This window comes from Thalassotalea sp. PS06 (assembly GCF_007197775.1).
GTDB lineage: Bacteria > Pseudomonadota > Gammaproteobacteria > Enterobacterales > Alteromonadaceae > Thalassotalea_A.
This window is the reverse complement of sequence record NZ_CP041638.1, coordinates 876,562-898,522: the sequence shown is the minus strand read 5'-3', so window position 1 is coordinate 898,522 and position 21,961 is coordinate 876,562. Positions and strand designations below refer to the sequence as shown.

Annotated in this window: 21 protein-coding genes; 15 read left to right on the top strand and 6 right to left on the bottom strand. The window is 44.5% G+C overall.

Translation table 11 applies throughout. From position 1 onward, the window contains the following. Window positions 1–331 precede the first annotated feature (331 nt). The 8 genes from ccmA to FNC98_RS03885 all read left to right on the top strand — a co-directional run bounded on the left by ccmA (window position 332) and on the right by FNC98_RS03885 (window position 8,747). A complete protein-coding gene (gene ccmA, locus FNC98_RS03920; RefSeq protein ID WP_143580036.1) occupies window positions 332–973 on the top strand; it encodes a cytochrome c biogenesis heme-transporting ATPase CcmA in 642 nt (213 codons plus the stop codon). Beyond that, complete coding sequence (gene ccmB, locus FNC98_RS03915) at window positions 973–1,659, top strand: heme exporter protein CcmB (RefSeq protein ID WP_143580035.1); 687 nt, start codon at window positions 973–975, stop codon at window positions 1,657–1,659. The genes ccmA and ccmB overlap by 1 nt, the downstream gene beginning before the upstream one ends. 1 nt (window position 1,660) lies before the next feature. Then, window positions 1,661–2,404: a heme ABC transporter permease gene (locus FNC98_RS03910; RefSeq protein WP_143580034.1), complete on the top strand. Its 744-nt coding sequence runs from the start codon at window positions 1,661–1,663 to the stop codon at window positions 2,402–2,404. A 2-nt stretch (window positions 2,405–2,406) separates the two neighbouring features. Then, window positions 2,407–2,643: a heme exporter protein CcmD gene (gene ccmD / locus FNC98_RS03905; RefSeq protein WP_143580033.1), complete on the top strand. Its 237-nt coding sequence runs from the start codon at window positions 2,407–2,409 to the stop codon at window positions 2,641–2,643. Beyond that, complete coding sequence (gene ccmE, locus FNC98_RS03900) at window positions 2,640–3,101, top strand: cytochrome c maturation protein CcmE (protein ID WP_143580032.1); 462 nt, start codon at window positions 2,640–2,642, stop codon at window positions 3,099–3,101. The genes ccmD and ccmE overlap by 4 nt, the downstream gene beginning before the upstream one ends. A gap of 477 nt (window positions 3,102–3,578) precedes the next feature. Next, window positions 3,579–5,384: a polysaccharide lyase family 7 protein gene (locus FNC98_RS03895; protein WP_260680457.1), complete on the top strand. Its 1,806-nt coding sequence runs from the start codon at window positions 3,579–3,581 to the stop codon at window positions 5,382–5,384. A gap of 524 nt (window positions 5,385–5,908) precedes the next feature. Then, on the top strand, window positions 5,909–8,380 hold the full coding sequence (locus FNC98_RS03890) for a TonB-dependent receptor plug domain-containing protein (RefSeq protein ID WP_143580031.1): 2,472 nt from the start codon (window positions 5,909–5,911) through the stop codon (window positions 8,378–8,380). Between the two features lie 88 nt (window positions 8,381–8,468). Continuing rightward, window positions 8,469–8,747, top strand: coding sequence for a hypothetical protein (locus tag FNC98_RS03885; protein WP_143580030.1), 279 nt, complete (start codon window positions 8,469–8,471; stop codon window positions 8,745–8,747). Between the two features lie 124 nt (window positions 8,748–8,871). On the opposite strand, the gene FNC98_RS03880 is transcribed toward FNC98_RS03885, so the two are convergent. Beyond that, entirely contained in the window at window positions 8,872–9,270 is a 399-nt protein-coding gene (locus tag FNC98_RS03880; RefSeq protein ID WP_143580029.1) for an ExbD/TolR family protein, read from the bottom strand. A gap of 135 nt (window positions 9,271–9,405) precedes the next feature. Beyond that, the gene (locus FNC98_RS03875; RefSeq protein WP_143580028.1) at window positions 9,406–10,122 is read right to left on the bottom strand and encodes a response regulator transcription factor; all 717 of its coding nucleotides are present in this window, start codon (window positions 10,120–10,122) and stop codon (window positions 9,406–9,408) included. 134 nt (window positions 10,123–10,256) lie between these two features. On the opposite strand from FNC98_RS03875, the gene FNC98_RS03870 reads away from it, so the two are divergent. Then, the gene (locus FNC98_RS03870) at window positions 10,257–10,802 is read left to right on the top strand and encodes a DsrE family protein (RefSeq protein ID WP_143580027.1); all 546 of its coding nucleotides are present in this window, start codon (window positions 10,257–10,259) and stop codon (window positions 10,800–10,802) included. A gap of 9 nt (window positions 10,803–10,811) precedes the next feature. Here FNC98_RS03870 and FNC98_RS03865 read toward each other — a convergent pair whose 3' ends face one another. After that, window positions 10,812–11,477: a response regulator gene (locus tag FNC98_RS03865; protein WP_143580026.1), complete on the bottom strand. Its 666-nt coding sequence runs from the start codon at window positions 11,475–11,477 to the stop codon at window positions 10,812–10,814. Between the two features lie 119 nt (window positions 11,478–11,596). Continuing rightward, window positions 11,597–13,963: a TonB-dependent receptor gene (locus FNC98_RS03860; RefSeq protein ID WP_143580025.1), complete on the bottom strand. Its 2,367-nt coding sequence runs from the start codon at window positions 13,961–13,963 to the stop codon at window positions 11,597–11,599. Between the two features lie 298 nt (window positions 13,964–14,261). Between FNC98_RS03860 and FNC98_RS03855 the strand changes: the two genes are divergently transcribed. The 5 genes from FNC98_RS03855 (at window position 14,262) to FNC98_RS03835 (ending at window position 18,964) form a co-directional block, all read left to right on the top strand. Continuing rightward, window positions 14,262–15,557, top strand: coding sequence for a GntP family permease (locus FNC98_RS03855; protein ID WP_143580024.1), 1,296 nt, complete (start codon window positions 14,262–14,264; stop codon window positions 15,555–15,557). A 65-nt stretch (window positions 15,558–15,622) separates the two neighbouring features. Beyond that, window positions 15,623–16,786, top strand: coding sequence for a homoserine O-acetyltransferase (locus FNC98_RS03850; protein WP_143580023.1), 1,164 nt, complete (start codon window positions 15,623–15,625; stop codon window positions 16,784–16,786). Window positions 16,787–16,789: 3 nt separating this feature from the next. Continuing rightward, window positions 16,790–17,557, top strand: a complete 768-nt coding sequence (locus FNC98_RS03845) for a 3-hydroxybutyrate dehydrogenase (RefSeq protein WP_143580022.1) — start codon at window positions 16,790–16,792, stop codon at window positions 17,555–17,557. 37 nt (window positions 17,558–17,594) lie between these two features. Further along, window positions 17,595–18,296 carry a CoA transferase subunit A gene (locus FNC98_RS03840; protein ID WP_143580021.1) on the top strand — a complete coding sequence of 234 codons (702 nt, stop codon included), beginning with the start codon at window positions 17,595–17,597 and terminating at the stop codon, window positions 18,294–18,296. A gap of 8 nt (window positions 18,297–18,304) precedes the next feature. After that, window positions 18,305–18,964: a CoA transferase subunit B gene (locus FNC98_RS03835; protein WP_143580020.1), complete on the top strand. Its 660-nt coding sequence runs from the start codon at window positions 18,305–18,307 to the stop codon at window positions 18,962–18,964. Between the two features lie 60 nt (window positions 18,965–19,024). On the opposite strand, the gene FNC98_RS03830 is transcribed toward FNC98_RS03835, so the two are convergent. Both FNC98_RS03830 and FNC98_RS03825 read right to left on the bottom strand, forming a co-directional pair. After that, window positions 19,025–19,504, bottom strand: a complete 480-nt coding sequence (locus FNC98_RS03830; protein WP_143580019.1) for an NUDIX hydrolase — start codon at window positions 19,502–19,504, stop codon at window positions 19,025–19,027. 6 nt (window positions 19,505–19,510) lie between these two features. Continuing rightward, window positions 19,511–20,398 carry a polyphosphate kinase gene (locus FNC98_RS03825; RefSeq protein ID WP_143580018.1) on the bottom strand — a complete coding sequence of 296 codons (888 nt, stop codon included), beginning with the start codon at window positions 20,396–20,398 and terminating at the stop codon, window positions 19,511–19,513. 636 nt (window positions 20,399–21,034) lie between these two features. Here FNC98_RS03825 and pdxH point away from each other — a divergent pair. Further along, window positions 21,035–21,688 carry a pyridoxamine 5'-phosphate oxidase gene (gene pdxH, locus FNC98_RS03815; protein WP_143580017.1) on the top strand — a complete coding sequence of 218 codons (654 nt, stop codon included), beginning with the start codon at window positions 21,035–21,037 and terminating at the stop codon, window positions 21,686–21,688. Window positions 21,689–21,961: the final 273 nt, after the last annotated feature.

The following is a 21,961-nucleotide window of genomic DNA, read 5'->3' as shown; positions in this document are numbered from 1 at the left end:
TTTAGCAAGGTCAACTTGCAAAACGATGTTAGCGTCCTTGGGGTTCATTTATTTGCATTTCAGTACCCCGCAGATGATTGCAAGTATTATACCCAGTGTTCCCACGAAAACTAGATACTGGGCCTTAAAGTTAAAGAAAATTGCACAATAAATGTAAACATTTCATGCAACTTCATTTTCAACCGTCTCCCTACAGTTGACCTGACAAGGAGGAAAAGACTTGCTAAGCAATCGCCACACATGAGCCATGCCGCCATCTTTTTCTTCTTATTTTTCTGCCAAACTTGTAGAATGGCAAAAACTTAAATAAACCTGTTTCACTTAACAACAATTGAACACATCATCATCACCTGTCTTAAAAGCTGACAACCTCACCTGCATTCGTGAAGAGCGCATTTTATTTGATGCTTTGGATATCGAATTTAACGCCGGTGATATCTGGCAAATTGCTGGCGCCAACGGTACCGGTAAAACCAGTTTATTGCGCATACTTGCAGGATTGATGGAACCAGAAAATGGTGAGGTTTATTACCAGCAAACGGCAATTAACAAATGCGGCGAAGAGTATCATCAGGATTTGTTGTATCTTGGCCATTCTCCGGGGGTGAAATCTGAGCTGACGGTGATGGAAAACCTTAAGTTTAATCTGCAGTTGTGCTCACAGGACACCGAGCAGTGCGAACAATTGCTTGAACAGGTAGATTTATTCGGATTTTCCGATACCCTGGCGGCCCACTTAAGCGCAGGTCAACATCGTCGAATCGCACTGGCAAGACTTTGGCTTACCGACGCGAAAATCTGGATCCTCGATGAACCTTTCACCGCCATCGATAAGTTAGGGGTGAAAAGGCTCGAGCAACGTATGCTTGAGCACGCCGACCAAGGCGGTGTGGTTATCTTAACCACTCATCAGGACTTGTCTTTACCTCCGTCACGATACAACACCCTGACCCTGGAAAGGATATTTGCCTAATGAATCCTGCTCTATCTTATCGCCAGGCGTTTAAAACCATATTACTAAGAGATTTGAAAATCGCGCTTCGCCACCGCGATGATATTCTCAACCCGCTACTGTTTTTTATTATCGTCATTACCTTATTTGCAATCGGTGTTGGCGCCATGCCCAACATACTGATGAAGATAGCCCCCGGCGTTATCTGGGTCGCCGCCTTATTATCGACATTGCTATCACTTGAGCGGTTATTCAAGAATGACTATCAAGACGGTTCACTCGAGCAGTTATTATTAAGCCCTTGTCCGGTCTTTATCTTAGTATTGGCGAAAATATTTGCGCATTGGCTGGGCACTAGCGTGCCCTTGATTCTGCTCGCACCTTTGCTGGCGATGATGATGAATCTGCATCCCGATGGTTATATGGCGTTGTTTTTAACCTTGTTGCTCGGCACCCCGATACTCAGTTTGCTGGGTGCGATTGGCGTTGCCTTAACGGTTTCTCTGAAAAAAGGTGGGGTGTTATTGAGCCTGTTGATCCTGCCGTTGTACATTCCGGTATTGATCTTAGCGACTGCCGCAGTTGAGGCGGCGGCATCGAGCTACCCTTATCAAGGCCACCTTGCTATAATTGCAGCCCTGTTTTTTGCCTCGTTAATCACCGCGCCTTTTGCAGTTGGCGCCGCTTTAAAAGTGAGTACAAACTAACATGTGGAAATGGTTACACCCTTATGCCAACCCAGAAGTGGCATATCAGTTTACCGAGAAACTTATTCCCTGGTTTAATGTCATTGCCGCTATCCTGCTTAGCGTGGGCCTGTTCATGGGCTTAGCCTACTCACCAGCCGATTATCAACAAGGCGAAACCGTTCGTATTTTCTACATTCACGTGCCAGCGGCAATTTTATCCATGGGACTTTACTTCTCTATGGCTATCGCCGGTTTCTGTGCTCTGGTCTGGCAATTGAAACTCGCCCATGCCGCCATTGCTGCAATCGCGCCAGTCGGTGCCGCATTTACCGCCATTGCCTTAATCACAGGCGCTGCCTGGGGCAAGCCGATGTGGGGTACCTGGTGGATTTGGGATGCCCGCTTAACCAGCGAACTGATTCTGTTATTTTTATACCTAGGGGTTATTGCCTTAGATAATGCTTTTGATGATAAAAGTCAGGGCGCAAAAGCGGTCAGTGTTCTAGCCCTGGTTGGGGTGATAAATCTACCGATAATTCACTATTCCGTAGAGTGGTGGAATACCCTGCATCAAGGGGCAACGGTCACCAAATTTGCTGCGCCTTCAATGGCGATGAGCATGTATATTCCATTTGTCATATGCTTTTTCGGGTTTGCTTTTTTAGCCTCAAGCATGATTTGCAAACGATTCCTGGGTCAGGTGTTAGCGCGTAATAGCCTGCGCCCCTGGGTGAAACAATTAGCAACAGCGAAGGAGGGATAATCATGGCATTTGAATCTTTTGCAGAATTTTTAGCGATGGGAAAACACGGATTTTATATCTGGTTATCCTATGGCTGTAGCTTTGTTATCCTCTTGGTAATGGCCATTAACAGCTTTCGCCAGCCGAAAGTTCAGCTTGAAAAAATTCGCCAGAGAATGCAAAGACAACAACAACTGAAAGCCTATCAACAGAAAAAAGCGGCACAGAGCTCAGAAGCTAATTCCGGGGAGGTAGTATGAACCCAAGACGCAAAAAACGTTTAACCATCATCAGCCTAATATTGTTTGGTGTGGCCACAGTAGCCGGCCTTTCTCTTTATGGTTTGAGCAACTTCGTTGATGTTTTTTATACTCCATCCGAAGTCCACAACGGCAAAGAAGATGGAACCTTAAAACCTGAGGTCGGCCAAAATATCCGAGTCGGTGGCCTGGTTGTTGTCGGCAGCGTCAAACGTGATCCTGAAACCTTGAAGGTGTCTTTTGACTTGATTGATTCTGGCCCGATGATCACCGTACAGTACGAAGGCATTTTGCCAGATCTGTTCCGAGAAGGTCAGGGTATCGTCGCTCAGGGCGAATTAATCGAACCAACTACGCTGTTAGCCACCGAAGTTCTGGCAAAGCATGATGAAGAATACATGCCAAAAGAAATTGCCGACGCGGTAGGTAAACACCACAATCCTGATAAATACAATTAGTTTGCACTCGCACGGAAACTACAAGCATCCAAGCATGATTTAAATGGCAAGCTGGTAATCTGGCTTGCCAACCCCTTCCCCTCTATACTGTTAGTCCACCTCCGACAGAAGCTTTCTATTTCTGAATCAACCAAAGACCGGATTCGCCGGCGTCTAACAGCACTTTGCCCCCACAACTAAACACAACAATCTGATTCAAATATATTAGTCACAAAACGTCGTTCAAAAATCTATTAAAAATTTCATTAAAAAACAAAATTGGCCTGACCAAAAATAAAAACACTTAGTACTTAGTGATCGCTCACTTTTTCTTGACCGTCGATAAAATACGCAAGAATTCGATAAAACTCTAAGAAAACCACAAAAAACACGCGGTTAATTACAAAATTTGATCTTTGGTATTACATGGTGCACCATCATACAGTTACCAAAAATTAACAATTTGGTAATACAAATAATAAATATAAAAAAGGTCAAATGATGAAAAACTATAACAAGAGCTATTTATCTAGCTTACTACTGGGGAGCCTGGCGCTTAGCGCTATAGGCTTTACGGCACAGGCAAGCGCCGTAACTATCGAAAATTCAGGGTTTGAAAACAACTGGGATGGCTGGGCTGATACCGATCCATCCGCTATCTCATCGGATTCCTACACTGGCAATCGTGCCGCGAAGATTACCGGCAGCTCCGGAGCATTTGAGCAAACGGTTGCGGTAACGGCCAACACCCAATATGAGCTGCAAGCTTATATCAAAGGTAGCGGAACCATAGGCGCTATCGTCGCTGGTACCAGCCATTCGGCAAGCGGCGGTGGAAGTAGCTATGAAGCGGTAACCGTTTCCTTTAATTCCGGTTCCGCTACACAAATCACTTTGTTTGGTCAATATGGATCTGGTGAAGGTCGTTTCGACGATTTTAGCCTGACAGAAACTTCAGAGCCGGTCGATCCAGGCGATGGCGGCACTACCCCACCAGCAGGCGGCCAGTGTTCGACGAGTGCAGAGCTCACCATCGTCAGTGCCAGTGATAATGGCACCAATGACGGGCATGGGCCTGCCAATACTATCGATGGCGACCTAAGTAATGAATCACGCTGGTCATCGAATGGTTCAGGTAAACAAATTACCTTTGATTTAGGTGCAGAGGCGACCGTCGATGCCGCTCAAATCGTATGGTTCAAAGGCAATACTCGCGTTTCCTACTTTGACATTGATACCTCTGTCGATGGCAGTAGCTGGGATTCAGCGGTAGTAAGTGGCCAGTCTTCTGGTACTAGCAGCAGCTATGAAACCGTAGATGGATTTAATGCTCAGGCTCGTTATGTGCGAATCACAGGTTATGGTAATTCTTCAAATACCTGGAACAGCATTATCGAAGCCAAACTACTTGGTTGCGATCAGGGTGATATAGACGGTGGCACTAATCCACCGGTAGAGCCGCCAACACAACCACCTGTAACAGGCATTGATTTAAGCGACTGGTATCTAGGTGTTCCGGTGGACAATAATGGCGACGGGAAATCTGACTCTATCAGTGAAAATGATCTGGTAGCAGGCTATGAGCATCCACAATGGTTCTATTATGCCGCCGATGGTGGATTGGTATTTAAAGCGCCGATTGATGCACCGAAAACCTCTACCAATACCAGCTATACCCGTTCTGAGTTGCGTGAGATGCTGCGTCGTGGCGACGAGAGTATTTCTACCCAAGGCATTAATAAAAACAACTGGGTATTCTCTACCTATTCATCTGGGGATAAGTCAGCCGCTGGCGGTATTGATGGCGAATTAGTATCTACATTAAAAGTCGATTACGTCACAACGACAGGTAGCAGCAGTCAGGTAGGCCGGGTAATTATCGGTCAAATCCACGCCAAAAACGATGAGCCTGCGCGTTTGTACTATCGAAAATTACCGGGTAACAGTTTAGGTTCCATCTATCTTGCCCACGAACCAAATGGTGGTAGTGACCAGAGATACGATATGATCGGCAGCAGTTCAAGCTCGGCATCAAATCCAAGTGATGGTATCGCCTTAGGTGAAGTGTTTAGTTACTCAATCAAAGTGGTTGGTCACCAACTCACCGTTACCATTATGCGTGATGGCAAAGCCGACGTAGTTCAGACGGTTGATATGAGCAACAGTGGTTATCACGATGGCAGCGACCAGTATATGTACTTTAAAGCTGGCGTTTACAACCAGAACAATACCGGTGATGCCGATGACTACGTGCAAGCGACTTTCTATAGCATCGTAAACACCCACGACGGTTATAACTACTAATCGTTATAAAATCAGAGTTGAGCTGCTCCCTGGCTCAACTCTGTTTATTCAACAGACAGTAATTTCGTTTAAGCTCAGCTAAATTGCAGGTTTTGGACAACCCAGGGTTAAGGTGTTATTGGCAAGCCTGGAACTTTACCTAAAGTTACAAAAATACTGTGATCAGTTGTTGCAACAATGCAACAGTAAGTAATTACGACTTTTCTTTGCGCACCCATCCTCATCAAAACAACAAAACTCATAAAATCAGTAAGTTAAAAACATTCTACCTTGGTGCAAATTTATCCATTTATAAATAAAGCTAACGCTTTGATTACCTTTACAACCACCGTTTTAATCTTCTATCGAGGTTTTACTTTAATAGTTAAAACAGACGGTTAATATCCATAGTTAACATACTGGCAACACGTCTAGCGCAACTGTTACAGACTATTCTCTAAAATTACATTTTCCTCCTAATATGGCCACAAGTCGTTACGAATCTGTTCCTTGGATGATTTGAACGATTATTTTAGGAGTTAAATATGTTCAAAAAAAATTCAATCGTTAAAGCTTTTCTCTTTGGTACCTCCTCGGTATCTGCGCTTTCTGTTACGGCAGTTAATGCCCAGGCACAACAAGATGCTCAACAGATGCAAGATGTAGAACGCATTGAAATCACAGGTTCAAGGATCAACCGCACCGATATGGAAACTGCCAGTCCTGTCGCAATTATCGGCGCAGAGCAAATCGCGAAAAGTGGTTTTACCTCAGTACAGGAAATTTTAAATGTCCAGCCTACCGCAGCAGGTATGAGCCTGGGCGCAACCTCGAATAACGGTTCCGGTGGTAGTGCTACCGTAAACCTTCGCGGCATGGGTTCACAACGTACCCTGGTATTATTGAATGGCCGACGCATGGTGTCTTCAGGCACAGGTGCAGATTCATCTGTAGATTTAAATACCATTCCGGTATCGATGATCCAATCTATCGAGATCCTAAAAGACGGCGCATCTGCCGTTTATGGTTCTGACGCGATTGCCGGTGTTGTTAACATTATCACCAAGAAAGACTTTCAAGGCGCGGAACTGAAGGTCGAAGCAAGTCAAACCGATAAAGGTGATGGCACCAGCTCTGGCTTTAGTGGTTTAACTGGCTTTGAATTCGCCGGTGGTAACCTGGTGTTAGGGGCGCAATATTCAAACCGCGGTGAAATCATCCAGTCAGATCGAGATTTCGTTTCCCCTGGTCAATCGTCATTTGTCCCGGAAGGCACACTTGGCGGCCTGGTTCCAGATGGTGAAGGTGGTTTTAAAGAGCGTGATTATGGTTATGACTATACGCAACAAAGTTATGCCCAAACGCCAAATGACATCTACAGCCTATTCTCAAGTTTTAACCGAGAAATTGACGCTGATACCGAGTTTAATGCCGATGTAATGTATACCCGTCGTGATTCGAAGCAGCAAATGGCGCCGCAGCCAGCAGCAATCGATCTGGATACTTCATTACTCGATAGTAAGTGGACTGAGCAATTTGCCGACGAAAATGGCAATATTCCTGAGGAATTGTTGTACAAGCGTCGTATGACCGATGCTGGACCACGTATCTTTAAACAGCAAACCGACACATTCCGTGCCTCGTTAGGTGTTAAAGGCTATCTGGAAAATGATGCAAGCTGGGACTTTTCAGCCACTTATGGCCGTAACGATTCAAAAGACCAGGTAGAAAACTCGATCCACGCCGGCAATATGGCAAAAAGCATCTATGCCAATCAGGATTTATGGTTCAGCCCAGACCCAATTGCTAACTCACAATTAGTGCAGGACGGTATCTCTTATGTAGAAGAGAACGAAGGTGGTAATGAACAATTTACCCTGGCAGCTGGATACAGCGGTGTTACCGAATCGGATATTGGCTATGCCTTAGGTGTAGAAAGTCGTTACGAAAGTGGCTATTACACACCGGATATCATCACCCAACTTGGGGAAAGTACAGCAGCCCAGCAAGACCCTACCTCAGGTAATTATTCAGTAAGCTCAGCTTATGCCGAAGTTTCGGTACCGCTTAGTGATGCATTTACCGTTGAAGGTGCGGCTCGTTATGATGATTATTCGACCTTTGGTGGCGCAACGACCTGGAAACTTGGTGCGACCTATCGCTTTACCGATGCGTTTATGTTGCGTTCGGTGTTAGCAACGGGCTTCCGCGCACCATCCGTTGCTGAGCTTTATGCGGGTAATTCTGGATCTTATGACTATCTGTCAGATCCCTGGGGTAATGCGCCAGATCCACAAATCCTGGTAAATTACACTGGTGATGAAAACCTGCAGCCAGAGGAAAGTGACTCTTTCACCCTAGGTGCGGTTTGGGAGATCACCGATGGTCTGTCAACCACCTTAGATTACTGGAAGTTCGATATCAGCGATGCAATTTCACGGGTTGATGTACAAAATGAACTGAATCAGTGTTTCGCCGGCGTTCAGGCCTCCTGTGACACCATTAATGTCACACCGGAGGGCGGCCTGTCGAACCTGACTTCTGCACTGACCAACATTGGTTCACAGAACACCTCAGGTATCGACTGGAACGTATCTTATGCGTTCGATCGTTATCGTTTTACCTGGGATACCACATACCTGCTTGAATTTGAACAAGACGGCGTCGACTATACCGGTACAATCGACGGTAATATCGGTGGCTATTCGGAAATTAAATCCACCTTTATGGTGAATGCCGATATCACCGATAACATAAGTGCTCAGTACTATGCACAATACATCAAAGGCATGGAAGGTAATGCCTGGGGTGAAGCGTTCAAAACCGATGATGTGATTTATCACAACCTATCAGCCAGTTACTACCTGGGTGATGAATGGACCTTCAATGCGGGTGTAAAAAACCTGTTGGATACTGAGCCAGAAAATGTACCAAATGGTAACGACATGGATACAGTACCAAGTGTTTATGATGTAATTGGCCGTACATTCTTTGTCAGTACGACCTTTAACTTCTAATTGAGTTGAAGAGATAAAGCGATGGCAACGCCGTCGCTTTTTTTTAAGCACTACTACCGATTACATAAGGTCCAGGGAATTGCAGTTGATGAGCCTTAAAAAATTAATACAACAAGAAAAACAACATATCAGCGTTGCACCAACGTCATATTTCATTTTAATTTTTCTGTCTTTAACCGGGGTATTCACCAGCATTATCGAGCTATCGTTAATGTTTGTAGAAGATGCCACGTTTATCGCGTTACAGGTTTCTATCGTCGCCAGTCTAATCGTTACTGCAGGTGTTTTTATCCTCCTGTTTCAGGCGAATAACGATTTATTAGAAGAAGAAATCGTTGAACAGGATTCGCAAGTAAATCAATCCTGATAACTCGGGTTGAAGTGAATTTACGCAATGTAAGCCAGTCAGAAACTAAGCAATAAAAAAAGGTGTCAGATTACTCTGACACCTTTTTTTCTGTTCGTAACAGGAGGCTTATCGCCTCAGCGGATTATGACTTAGACACAACCGCGATATTCAAACCAAGAGATTTCGCCTGGTCAGCAACGATAACGATAGTTTCGTGAGCCGCATCTTCGTGCGCGTCTAAAACCAACGTTTCAGTCGGGTTTTCCGCTAGCAATGATTCAACATAAGCTGAAACACGCTCAGGGTCTACCTGACGGTTGTTAATGATGATATTACCGTACTCATTAACACGAACTAAAATCGATTTTTTCTTTGGATTTGGCTCAGACTTAGACGCCTTTGGTCTATTTACATCTAAACCAGACTCTTTCACGAAAGAGGTAGTTACAATGAAGAAAATCAACATGATGAAAACGATATCAAGCATCGGTGTCATGTCTACTTCAGCTTCATCCGTTTCGTGGGCACGTTTAATTGCCATTACAGGCCTCCACTAAGGCTATTACTTTTAAAATTATTCCCTACATGATTACGAAAAAAGCGGTAAATTGCAACGCCTAAGTCGGATATCTTGGGAATAAATCGAGAATTTTTTAAGAATTACTGAAATTAGCGGTTAATCCTCACTTAACAGGTAACCTTTACCCCATATGGTTTTAATGTGCGCCTTCTCTGCTCCCTGGCTCATCAACTTGTCTCTAAGCCGCGAAACACGGACATCAACGGAGCGTTCAGAGCCATCATATTCACGTCCTAACAGCAGTTTATAGATGTTATCCCGGGTAATAACTTTACCAACGTTGTACATAAGTAAGGTAAGCAGTTCGAATTCAAAATTAGATAAGGCTACCTCTTCCCCGTTAATGGCACAGCGCTGCTCTGCCGGTGTTAACGAGATTTCCCCAACTTCCAATGTCTGGCGCTTACCGGAATTAATCTGTTCTTTATAGCGGCGCATTAACGCATCAACGTGGGCAAGCACAACCTGCGGACTTGCAGGTTTTACTAAATAATCATCGGCGCCAACATTAAACGCAGCAAGATGCTCGGCTTCACTGGCGTGGGAGGTTAAAAATAATATCGGGCCTTTGTAGGTGCTGCGTAATTCGTGGCAGACCTTGTAGCCGTCTTTACCTGGCAAACCAATATCGAGTATTACTAAGTCAGGCTGAGTTTTGATCTGGGTGCGATACGCCTGATCGCCGCGAAACACCTGCTCAACCACATAGGAGGATTTTTCCAGATAGGTCTTCATCAAAGACGAAAAAACCTGATCATCCTCGACCAACATAATGGTGGAAAACTGGCTGATGTTCCCTTTTTGCTGATTCATTACCCTACCCTAACTGACGCACTTTCGTTTTCGACATGGACTCAAAAAACTGAGACCTTATCGCTGGCGATATACTTTCCAGTTACACATTTTTGTGTAACAGTTTAAAATTCCAGACAAACGGAAATTAACCTATGTTCAAGAATCTAATATTAGCAGTTAGTTTATTATTCACCTTATTTAGCGGTGAGGTGAGCGCGAAAGTGCCGGAATTTAGTAACGGACCGGTAATTGCAGAGTATGGTCCAAAAGTACAAATACCCGGCGCCCTGGAAAATCCAAAGCAGCAGAGCTTCAAAATTTTTTTTGATATCAGCGAACCTTCTGAAGATGGAACAATAAATCGCAATTACAACACCGTAGCCAGATTCATCAATATGCATGTGGCGGCGGGAGTACCAAAAGAAAACCTGAAAATCGCGATGGTTATTCATGGCAAGGCAACTGAAGAAATGTTGCTGAATGAGTTTTATCAAAAGCGCATGGAGATGGATAATGTCAATGATGACCTGCTGGCCGCCTTACTTGATAATGGTGTAGAAATCTATGTCTGTGGTCAGTCAGCGAGTTATTATCAGATAGGTCCGGCGCAGCTAAAACCCGGTATCAATATGGCCTTATCGGCAATGACTGCGAATCTATTGCTACAACAACAAGGCTACATTCTTAACCCTTTTTAACAAGGGAAATTACACCAAAGATTCCGTTTGCTGTTCAACGGATTTCAGTTGCTGATAAATAAGTCCAGCCTGGGTCCGGTTATTAACGTTGAGTTTTTGTAAAATAGCTGACACATGGTTTTTGACGGTGGTTTCCTGAATATTCATTTCATAAGCGATTTGTTTATTCAACAGACCATCGCAAATCATTTGCAGTACATTGAACTGCGCTGGTGTCAGAGATTCCAGCTTTTCAGCTAACTGCTTTTCAGGGCCGTTTACGTCATCCACGGCAATGCCTTCCGGTATCCAGGTTTCGCCGTTTAAAACCGTGGCAATGGCTCTGGATATCTGCTCCAGTGACGATGATTTAGGAATGTAGCCACTTGCACCTAAATCAATTGCCCGACTAATCACTTTGCCATCTTCTATCGCCGAAACCATGATCACCTGAATATCAGGAAAGCCATTTTTGATCCGCGACAAGCCAGAAAATCCATCATTACCTGGCATATTAATATCAAGAAATATCAGCTCCAGATCATCATGTTCCTGCAACAGAGTCTGCAACTGCGCAAAGGATTCTGCTTCAAGAATTTTACTATTAGCTAAGGTTTTCGATGCTGCCTGGATCAACGCAGTACGAAATAATGGATGATCATCGGCGATGGCAATTTTCACAACATCATAACTCATTGGGAAACACGCCTTATTAATAACATAATTTTGAAAATTTCACACCAGTCTTCCCTGGGTGTGAACTGGTACCAGAAAGTGGGAGTAACTTCCTGATACCAGATTTACCAGAAAGGCTCTTAGAATTGATAACCTACTGTTAGTGATACCGTTTGCGGGTCGCCATAATAACCAATCAAGGTATTATCGCCACCGGTGCCTGGCACGTAGTCACCATTTTCATCAACAGTAACAAACTGATAACCACCAACCAGATACTCTTCATCGGTTAAGTTTTTGGCGTGTAGACCAGCGTACCAGTTTCCATCATTACTGAACCAATTAACACTGAAATTTAGCAGACCATAGCCGTCTTGAGACAACAGGTTATCGATTTCATTAATGCCGTAATCATCGCGATAGTAATAATTACCATTAAAGATGAAATCACCAATACCTGTTTCCAGAGTATAATTAGCAGCAAAATTAAAGGTGTACTTAGGGGTATTGGCTACCGTATAGCGGTCTGATAAATCGATCTGAACGATTTCGCCGTTTGTGTCTTCCTCGTAACCAACAACTTCGTTAAATTCGGTATCGATGTAACCAAAGGCAACGTCAAAACGTAGATCTTCCATCACTTGATAGGAAATTTCCGCTTCAATACCTTGCGACTCCGATGAACCAACGTTAGCAAGAATTTGGTTCAAGTCTACGCCACTTTCTACTGGCAATGCCGATACATACTGACGATCTTTGTGATCAAGACTAAACGCTGTGATATTTGTTCTCAGAGAATTTTCAAACCACTCAGCCTTCATACCAATTTCATACGAATCAACATCTTCTGGATCAGCAGCCGGCTCAGCAAAAGTTGCACGCGGATTAAAGGTACCTGATTTGAAGCCCTGAGCAAAACTTGCGAAGAACATCATGTCATCGTTTGCCTGATACTCTACGCCAATACGCGGAGTAAATTTCGACCAATCTTCCGAATCATCGAGTACACTAGGTACTGGAAATCCTACAGGAAGTACAGGATCTGAATCACTTGGGCGCTGATAACCTTCTACCCAACCAGATTCTGGATAAACCGTATCCCACACCAGGCCATTATTTACCGTCGCACGTTTTTCATCTTTGGTGTATCGACCACCGGCGGTTACCGATAGACTATCAGTGAAATCATAACTTAACTGAGCGTATGCTGCCTGCGATTTACCGTTTGAACAGCCACTGACTTCACGGGTTACCGAGGATGCGAATCCTCCGTTCACTAAATCAGGAATGCCAAACGCAGGGCCCAATGCAGCACCGAGGCCTTCCAATATTGCTTCGAATTGACCACATGATTCCGCATCATAGTAATACAAACCAGCGACTAATTTGTGGCGATCACCAACGTTATTCAGTTGCAGTTCGTGGGTTGTTTGTTGATCATCGTAAATCGCTGGAACATCGAAGTTTCTCTGAGTGGTGTTGTCAAAGTCGATGTTTGTCGGAGAATAGCTATCTCGATCTGAGAACGTATATTTAATGCTTGTTGTGTCTGAAAAATTCCAATTAGCCGTTAAGCTGTAACCTTCAAGCTCTACCTTATTCCAGGTAGGAAGCGACGTGTAAGAATCGTATACACTATCCGGAACTGGAGCACTTGGGTCTAATAGACTTGGTAATAATCGATAGCCACCTTTAGAATTTGATTCATCTTCAGTCTTATCGTAGTTGAAACGAATAAACAAATCGTCAATCGGACGGAATTCCACGGTTACCCGGCCGGCCACAACATCTTTGTTGTAGTTTTCCTTGTCCTGCTTCCCTAATTCTGGTGCAATTTCAAGATACTCTCCGAAGCCATCCCTTTGCAAAGAGGCAATGCCAAAACCAACGTAAAGCATATCGTCAATTATTGGAAACTGACCGGTAGCTTTCAAATCTGTCTGACTATATGAACCGATAGTACCCTGAATATTCAATTCAGCATCACCACTCATTTCTTTGGTTACGTACTTGATAGCACCACCGATGGTGTTTTTACCGTAAAGCGTACCTTGTGGACCGCGAAGTACCTCGATGCGCTCGACGTCTAAAAGATCCAGAACCGCACCTTGAGGACGAGCAATGTAAACGTCATCAACATAAATACCGACACCCGGTTCATAGCCCCAAAGAGGATCCTGCTGACCAACACCACGGATAAACGCGGTAATGGTAGAGTTGGTACCGCGGCTGCGCTGTAATGTGGTGTTTGGAGAAAATTGCTGTACTTCGGTTAGTACCTCAATACCATTGGTTGCCAGCTCTTCAGCACCAATCGATGTTACCGCGACCGGAACTTCCTGAAGATTTTCTACCGTTTTACGGGCAGTAACTTCGATGCGCTCCAGACCTTTACTGTCCAGGGCTTCCTGTTCTTCTTCCGCGACAGCTGTGACCGGGCCGAAAATAGCGGCACTGACTGCCAGTGCGCAGAGTGTTTTGCGTGAATTACTATAGGTTGACTTCATATCTCCCCCAATTTATTTGGAATTATTCTTGTTATGTTTCTGTGATTTGTAGCAGCGAGAGGCGCTGATACTTATCATTTGGTTTGCAGTATTTTATTCAATCAAGACACAATCTAGCCGATGACTGAAAAAAAGTAACTCATACTTAAGTACTATACCCATGGCCAGAATTCTGGCGCACAATTTAGCACGGGGTTTAGCTTGGATGCGATAACAAATTTTCCACTAACCCTCTTATGCAGCTCAGTTTATTTCAATCACAAAACAATAATAATTATCACCAACTCAGGAAATACCTATGTTAAGTATGCTGGGCCTGGTCGGCGGATTAGTTTTACTGATTGTGCTGACTATGCGAGGAATGAACCTCTTTATCAGTGCACCTTTGTGTGCATTGATCGTTGCCGTATCTAACCAGATGGCAATACTTACCGGTGACGAATATTTCGTTGCCACTTATATGTCTGGTTTCACCAGCTTTATTGCCTCCTGGTTTTTTATGTTTTTGCTTGGCTCGTTGTTTGGCAAATTCATGGAAGATACCGGAGCTGCCGACAGCGTTGCCCGCTGGATTGTCGATCGCCTGGGAATGAAAAAAGCAGTATTCGCGGTTGTTGCTGCCTGTGCCATTCTCACCTATGGTGGCGTTAACCTTTTCGTAGTGGCGTTCTCCGTATATCCGATGGCATTGAGTTTGTTTAAAGATGCCAACCTGCCGCGTCGTTTTATTCCTGCAGCTTTAGCCTTTGGTTCAGTGACCTTTACCATGACCTCTGCAGGCTCACCGGAAATTCAAAACTGGATCCCAATCAAATATCTGGGTACCTCGCCATATGCTGGCTGGGAAGTAAGCCTGGTTGTTGCGGTATTCATGGCGATGTTCGGTTATTGGTGGTTAAAGAAAATGATCGCCAAAGCGGTAGCCAATGGCGAGCAATTTGAAGGCCGAGATGACGACCCGCATATCCCGGAACGTGACTATCCTCATCCAATCACTGGTTTACTCCCGCTTATCGTTGTACTGGCGTTGTCTTTTAGTTTTCACGATATATTCGGTCACAATGCCCTGATACTTGCCCTTGGTGGCGGTGTACTTAGCATCATGCTGATTAACGGCCGTCATTTTCATAACATCAGTAATGCAGTAACGGAAGGCACAACCGGAGCCCTAATCGCGATTGGTAATACAGCCGCGGTTGTTGGATTTGGAGCGGTGGCAAAATCCACAGCCGCTTTCGGTATGGCCGTAGATGTAATGACACAAATACCGGGTAACGAGTTAATTGGTGCTGCCGTCGCGGTAAGTGTCATTGCCGGCTTAACCGGTTCGGCATCTGGCGGCCAGGCGATTGCCCTGCCGTTAATTGCACCTCACTACATTGATCAGGGAGTCAATCCGGAAGAATTACATCGGGTTGTCGCTATCAGTTCTGGTGCTTTAGATACCTTGCCTCATAACGGTTATGTGGTAACAACCATTCGTGCTATCTGTAAAGAGACCCATGCGAGTGCGTATTGGTCGATGTTTGCGATGACCGGGGTCGTGCCATTAATCGGCTTGGCTTTAGCTATTGGCTTATTTATTCTGTTCTAAACTATGAAGAACCTAAGTTATTAATAAGTCGCAAGAATAAGTACAAGAATAGGAACGTTATAACAATGAAAATCTTGAAACTGCTTTGTCTTACCGTTTGCCTGATTGGCAACCTGGCATTCGCAGAAACCTTGTTGGTACAAAAGCAAAAGTTTACCACTAAAGATTTTAGAACTTTTAATGGTTCGGTAATCGATACCGTAAATATTGGCTGGGAAGCCTATGGAGAACTTAATGAAGATAAGTCGAATGCGATATTAATTACCCATTACTTTACCGGTAACAGTCATGCTGCCGGTAAATACAATGAATCCGACCCACTCCCAGGATACTGGGACGCTATCATTGGACCCGGTAAGGCGATTGATACCAACAAATACTACGTGATCAGTTCCGATACCCTGGTTAATGCCAGTGTTTACGACCCAAATGTCATTACCACTGGCCCGGCAACAATCAACCCGCGCACCGGCAAGCACTACGGTTTGAGTTTTCCAGTAGTGACCATTCGTGATTTTGTTAATGTGCAAAAGGCATTAATCGACAGCCTCGGGATTACTAAGCTACATGCCGTTGTGGGCCCCTCCATGGGTTCGATGCAAGCCATTGACTGGGCGGTTGCCTATCCCGATATGGTAGAGCGAATGGTATCGGTAATTGGCACAGCGCAAGTCGATGCCTGGTTGGTTGCGGGTCTAGAGAAATGGGCATATCCAATCAAGCAGGATCCAAACTGGAAACTTGGCAATTATTACGATGGCGAAAAGCCGATTCAAGGCCTGACGCAATCATTGGCACTAATCACTCAAGAAGCGATGCATCCAATCATCTTTAACGCCTCAAACCCTAATCATAACCCGTTGTCAGAAGGCCCATTGAACGATATTTATACCAGCTATCCCGTGGTTGACTGGCTGTACAATGCGGCCAAAGCCCGTACCGAGGTGATAGATGCGAATCACATCTTATATTTGGTGCGTGCTAATCAAACCTTTATTGCTGGCTACAACAACGACCTTGCCGCGGCGATGAATCAGATAAAAGCAAAAACCCTGTTTCTGCCGGCGACTAATGATTTGCTGTTGTATCCGCAAATGGCTCAACAAGCCCATGAGTTAATTGGTGAGGGTTCTCAATACGAAGAAATCGACGGCATGTGGGGTCATCTCGATGGCATTTTTTCAATTCAAAGCAAAGCAGAAGCATTGACGACATTTTTGGAGCAGTAATTTATGACTTCGCAAACCATGTTAATAACCGGTGCCGCCAGTGGCATTGGTTATGGTGTAGCAAAATCTATGGGCTTGAAAGGCCATGACATTATCATTACCGATATTAATCAGCAGCGGGTTGACGAAGCGCTTAGTCTGTTAGCAAAAGATGGCGTCACCGCGACCGGTTATCCGTTAGATGTTACCAGCAGTGAAGACCTCGACAACCTGATGGCAAATCTCGATGGCGTACGTATCGATGTATTAATTAACAATGCCGGTATCCAGCATGTTTCACGTCTCGAAGATTTTCCAATGGATAAATGGCAACTGATCCTGGATGTTTTATTAGTTGGGCCAACCAGAAGCTGTCAGAAGATATTACCAAAAATGCGTGCCCAGGGTTTTGGCCGCATTATCAATATCGGTTCCATTCATGGCTTGGTTGCTTCTCCTTTCAAATCCGCCTATGTGGCAGCGAAACACGGCCTTATCGGCTTTTCCAAAGTAATCGCCCTGGAAACCGCGGATACCGATATCACCATCAATACAATTTGTCCGGCTTATGTAAAAACGGCTTTAGTAGAAAAGCAAATCGCTGATCAGGCAAAACAGCATGGCATGAGTGAAGCCGATGTGATCGATAAAATTATGCTTGAGCCGATGCCGAAAAAGTCTTTTATCGATATTGAAGAGATTGCCCATACGGTTGAATTTCTCGCTTCAAAGCAGGCTCGCAATATGACTGGCCAGGCATTGGTACTTGATGGTGGCTGGACGGTGAAGTAACCGTTTAACATCTCTATAAATATAATCAGGAGTTAATATGTCAGGGTTTAATAAAGTGGTTAGCAGCTATCAGGAAGCGCTAGCCGGTCTGACCGACAATATGACGGTTATTGCCGGAGGTTTCGGCCTCTGTGGTATCCCCGAAAACCTAATCAAAGAAATCCAGCGTCAGAAAATTAAAGGCCTGACTCTGGTCTCGAATAACTGTGGTGTTGATGACTTTGGTCTTGGCCTGTTGCTGGGCGAAAGACAAATCAAGAAAATCGTTGCCTCTTATGTCGGTGAAAATGCCGAATTTGAGCGCCAGATGATGAATGGCGAATTGGAAGTTGAGCTTACTCCGCAGGGAACATTGGCGGAGAAAATGCGCGCTGGCGGTGCTGGTATTCCAGCATTCTATACCGCAACAGGTTATGGTACCCCGGTGGGCGAAGGTAAAGAAGTTCGCGAATTTGATGGCCGTAAATACATTCTCGAAGAAAGCATCCGCGGCGATTTTGCCATCGTAAAAGCCTACAAAGCCGATACCTACGGTAACCTGGTATTTCGAAAAACAGCCAGAAACTTTAACCCAATGGCCGCGACCGCCGGTAAAATCACCGTTGTTGAGGTTGAAGAAATCGTTCCTGTCGGTAGCCTGGATCCCGATGAGATTCACACCCCAGGCATTTATGTCGATCGTTTAATTCAAGGTACGTTCGAAAAACGTATCGAACAACGCACACTAGCAAAAGGTTAGGAGATCCCATGGCATTATCAAGAGAACAATTGGCCATGCGGGTGGCTCAGGAACTTCAGGATGGGTATTACGTAAATCTAGGCATTGGTATTCCGACATTGGTGGCAAACTATATCCCTGAGGGGATGGAAGTGATGCTGCAATCGGAAAATGGTCTGCTTGGCATGGGCGCTTTTCCAACCGAAGAAGAATTAGATGCGGATTTAATCAATGCCGGTAAACAAACGGTCACTATGATCAAAGGCGCGTCGTTATTCGACAGTGCCGAATCTTTTGCGATGATCCGCGGCGGCCATGTAGATTTAACGGTTTTGGGGGCATTTGAAGTGGACGTTGAAGGCAATATCGCTTCCTACATGATCCCAGGCAAGCTTATCAAAGGTATGGGCGGCGCCATGGATTTGGTGGCTGGTGCCGATAACATTATCGTTACCATGACCCACGCCTCAAAGCATGGTCAGTCAAAGCTTTTAAAGCAATGTACACTGCCATTGACCGGTAAAGGCTGCATTAAGAAAGTCCTGACCGATCTTGCATTTATCGAAATCAAAGACGGTAAATTTCACCTACTTGAAAGAGCACCGGGCGTAAGTGTTGAAGAGATCCAACGCCTTACCGAAGGCGAATTAGTCATTAGTGGTGATGTGCCTGAAATGACCTTTGCTTAATCTGTGGACGGTATTTACCAAACGTGGCGCTAACGATAACCGTTTGCGCCATTTTTTATGCTATTTTCTCGGGTAGTAAGCAAGGTTTTGATGCCAGAAATCGACTACATAATTTACCCTGGCAGTTAACAATTCTCGATATTCCGGCAAATCGCTCAAATGCACCCAGCGGCATTCAATAATGCCCTCTTCAACCTGAGGATCAGTTTGATCGTCATCACCACTATATTTCATCAAAAACCAATGGGTTTTCTTTAAATACTTCGTATTGCCATGACGCGTAGTATGCCAGGTGGAGACTAATTTCCCGGTGATATGCAATTTATCAATATCAAGGCCGGTTTCTTCGTTAACTTCCCGAAGTGCAGTAATCTCAACCTTTTGGTCTTCCTCAATCCGGCCTTTGGGCATATCCCATTTACCGCGCTTGAACATTAATAAGATATGATGGGAATCGTTATAAACAAGGCCCCCGGCAGAGGCAATGGTGGGCAGACCTATGGTGTCCTTCAAGGTCGTTTTTTTGGATGCTGACGTCATATATCGCTACTCAGTATTACTGGCTTGAAAGTTTTCTGCTTTATTGGTCTGGAAGTTATCTGCCTGTTCCTGCAGCTCTTCAAGCACAGCAATTTGTCGTAAACTTAAGCCTTTGAATTTCACTCCGGCAAGCTCAATCTCCTGATTTTTGACGATTCTTTCTCCGGTCATTGGAATAAAATCATCTTCGCCGAGCAGTCTGACTAAATGTAGCATACATGTTAACCGAGCCTCACGTTTTTTATTTCCCTGAACAATTACCCAGGGAGATTTTACCGACGAGGTGCTTGCCAGCATTTGCAGTTTATAATCGGTATAGAGCTTCCATTTTTTTCTGGCTTTTAAATCGTTATCGGAAAACTTCCAATAAGTAAGAGGGTTACGGATCCTGTCTTCAAAGCGCAATAACTGGGTTTCAGCATCCACCGATAAATAAAATTTAACCAGTAATAAACCTTTATCTATTTGCTTGTGCTCCCAGTTTAAAACTTTTTTCATAAAGTACTTGTACTGACTTTCGGTACAATATCCCATCACCGGTTCAATGAGTGCGCGGTTGTACCAGGAGCGATCGAAAAAGGATATATGACCTGCTTCAGGTAAGTGTTTTTCATAACGGCGGAACCAGTATTTAGACTCCGAAGGAGTTGGAATACCAAGGGCAACAATGTCGAAAAAACTGGGAATTAAGAATTCAGTAAAACGCTTTATGGTTGAACCTTTACCTGCAGCATCGCGACCGTCAAAAGTGACGGCTAAACGCTGATTTTCACGTATCAAACGCTGTTGAATCTTCAATAATTCAACCTGTAATCGTTTTTTTTCTATTAGATAATCGGCTTCATTGATACCCTCATAGGGTGTATCAATGTAATGCACACTGTTTAATTTCATGATAGATAACGGGGGCACTAAAAAGTTCTCAGTTTATTATTCTTTTATGACACTTTAATTACAGTACAGATTTTCATAATTGCCAAACTGCATTAGAAAAATACAACGATGTTAGTAAGTTATAGAAATAACAATTGAGTAAAATTCACTCGACGCGTTTGCAGAGGTGACAAACGGTGAAAAAGGTGACGGGTTACGCGACATTGCTAAGCGGTGCTTGCTGTTTCGCTTCGGTGACGAGTTACGCGACATTGCTAAGCAGTGCTTGCCGTTTTCGCTTCGGTGACGAGTTACGCGACATTGCTAAGCGGTGCTTGCTGTTTTCGCTTCAGTGACGAGTTACGCGACATTGCTAAGCGGTGCTTGCCGTTTTCGCTTCGGTGACAAGCCTAAGGCGATTCGTTGACACCTGCTTGAAAGCTTTTCTTTCAAGCTGACACCTCTGACACCTTTGACACCTCTGACACCTTTGACACCTCTGACACCTTTGACACCTTTGACATCTCTGACACCTTTGACACCTTTGACACCTCTGACACCTTTGCTACCTAGTCATTGTCGTTTACTTCCTTCTCTTCACCTATTACTGTTAAAATAAATCTTATTTGCCCTATTTATCGCACTGAACCTAAACCTATGACACTGTTAGAAAAACTACGCTGCTTATTAACCTTTGGCCAGGGGGTTGCTCTGCCGATGGCTGAAATCCCTGAGGACAAATCACCATTTTCAATCTTTGACACCTGGTTTGAAGACGCTAATAAATCGGGATTGTTGTTACCAGAAGCGATGTCGGTCAGTAGTTGCAACAGCGAAGGCCAGCCATCATCAAGAATGGTACTGTTGAAATCCTTCGATGAGCGCGGATTTGTGTTTTATACCAACTACGGTAGTCGCAAGAGCGAAGAGCTAATCGCCAATAATCAGGTCGCATTGTTATTTCACTGGTCTGTATTGCAGCGTCAGGTTCGTATCGAAGGCCGGGTGGAAAAAATCAGTAAACAAGAATCTGAGGCCTATTTCCATAGCCGTGGGCGCGGTAGCCAGATTGGTGCCTGGGCATCGAACCAAAGCAAAAAAATAATTAGCAAACACGAATTGCACCAAAAAGAAAAGCAATATGAGCAAGAGTTTGCCGGTAAGCAAGTGCCATTGCCGGAGTTTTGGGGTGGTTATCGTGTCGTGCCTCATTACATTGAGTTCTGGCAAGGCCGGGCCAATCGCTTACACGATAGACTCTGTTTTGAACGGGTTGATGGAGAATGGCAAACGTATTTGTTGCAACCGTAAAACATCGAGTTGGGTGTCATTTCTAAATCAAAGAGTTAGAAAAGGTGACCAGTTACGTGAATATTCTCAGCATTGCTATTTTATTCACTTCGGTGACAGACTCCAAGGCACTTCGTTGTCACCTGTTTGAAAGGCCTCCCTTTCAAACTGTCACCGTCGTCACCCTTTGACACCTTAAAGGCATTAAAGACCGCAGAAGGCAGAGTGCAGAAAATCTGAGCGTCATTTCCTGAAACTACAGGAAATCAGAGAAATTCGTTGTCACCGTCGTCA

Coding starts and splice junctions, on each gene's coding strand:
- FNC98_RS03875 (WP_143580028.1), bottom strand. CDS start 10,122: ATGAATCAGCAAAAAGGGAACATCAGCCAGTTTTCCACCATTATGTTG.
- FNC98_RS03825 (WP_143580018.1), bottom strand. CDS start 20,398: ATGAAATTAAACAGTGTGCATTACATTGATACACCCTATGAGGGTATC.
- FNC98_RS03850 (WP_143580023.1), top strand. CDS start 15,623: ATGAAAATCTTGAAACTGCTTTGTCTTACCGTTTGCCTGATTGGCAAC.
- FNC98_RS03895 (WP_260680457.1), top strand. CDS start 3,579: ATGATGAAAAACTATAACAAGAGCTATTTATCTAGCTTACTACTGGGG.
- FNC98_RS03885 (WP_143580030.1), top strand. CDS start 8,469: ATGAGCCTTAAAAAATTAATACAACAAGAAAAACAACATATCAGCGTT.
- ccmD (WP_143580033.1), top strand. CDS start 2,407: ATGGCATTTGAATCTTTTGCAGAATTTTTAGCGATGGGAAAACACGGA.
- FNC98_RS03840 (WP_143580021.1), top strand. CDS start 17,595: ATGTCAGGGTTTAATAAAGTGGTTAGCAGCTATCAGGAAGCGCTAGCC.
- FNC98_RS03870 (WP_143580027.1), top strand. CDS start 10,257: ATGTTCAAGAATCTAATATTAGCAGTTAGTTTATTATTCACCTTATTT.
- FNC98_RS03835 (WP_143580020.1), top strand. CDS start 18,305: ATGGCATTATCAAGAGAACAATTGGCCATGCGGGTGGCTCAGGAACTT.
- FNC98_RS03830 (WP_143580019.1), bottom strand. CDS start 19,504: ATGACGTCAGCATCCAAAAAAACGACCTTGAAGGACACCATAGGTCTG.
- FNC98_RS03860 (WP_143580025.1), bottom strand. CDS start 13,963: ATGAAGTCAACCTATAGTAATTCACGCAAAACACTCTGCGCACTGGCA.
- ccmB (WP_143580035.1), top strand. CDS start 973: ATGAATCCTGCTCTATCTTATCGCCAGGCGTTTAAAACCATATTACTA.
- FNC98_RS03890 (WP_143580031.1), top strand. CDS start 5,909: ATGTTCAAAAAAAATTCAATCGTTAAAGCTTTTCTCTTTGGTACCTCC.
- FNC98_RS03880 (WP_143580029.1), bottom strand. CDS start 9,270: ATGGCAATTAAACGTGCCCACGAAACGGATGAAGCTGAAGTAGACATG.
- FNC98_RS03865 (WP_143580026.1), bottom strand. CDS start 11,477: ATGAGTTATGATGTTGTGAAAATTGCCATCGCCGATGATCATCCATTA.
- FNC98_RS03845 (WP_143580022.1), top strand. CDS start 16,790: ATGACTTCGCAAACCATGTTAATAACCGGTGCCGCCAGTGGCATTGGT.
- FNC98_RS03855 (WP_143580024.1), top strand. CDS start 14,262: ATGTTAAGTATGCTGGGCCTGGTCGGCGGATTAGTTTTACTGATTGTG.
- pdxH (WP_143580017.1), top strand. CDS start 21,035: ATGACACTGTTAGAAAAACTACGCTGCTTATTAACCTTTGGCCAGGGG.
- ccmE (WP_143580032.1), top strand. CDS start 2,640: ATGAACCCAAGACGCAAAAAACGTTTAACCATCATCAGCCTAATATTG.
- FNC98_RS03910 (WP_143580034.1), top strand. CDS start 1,661: ATGTGGAAATGGTTACACCCTTATGCCAACCCAGAAGTGGCATATCAG.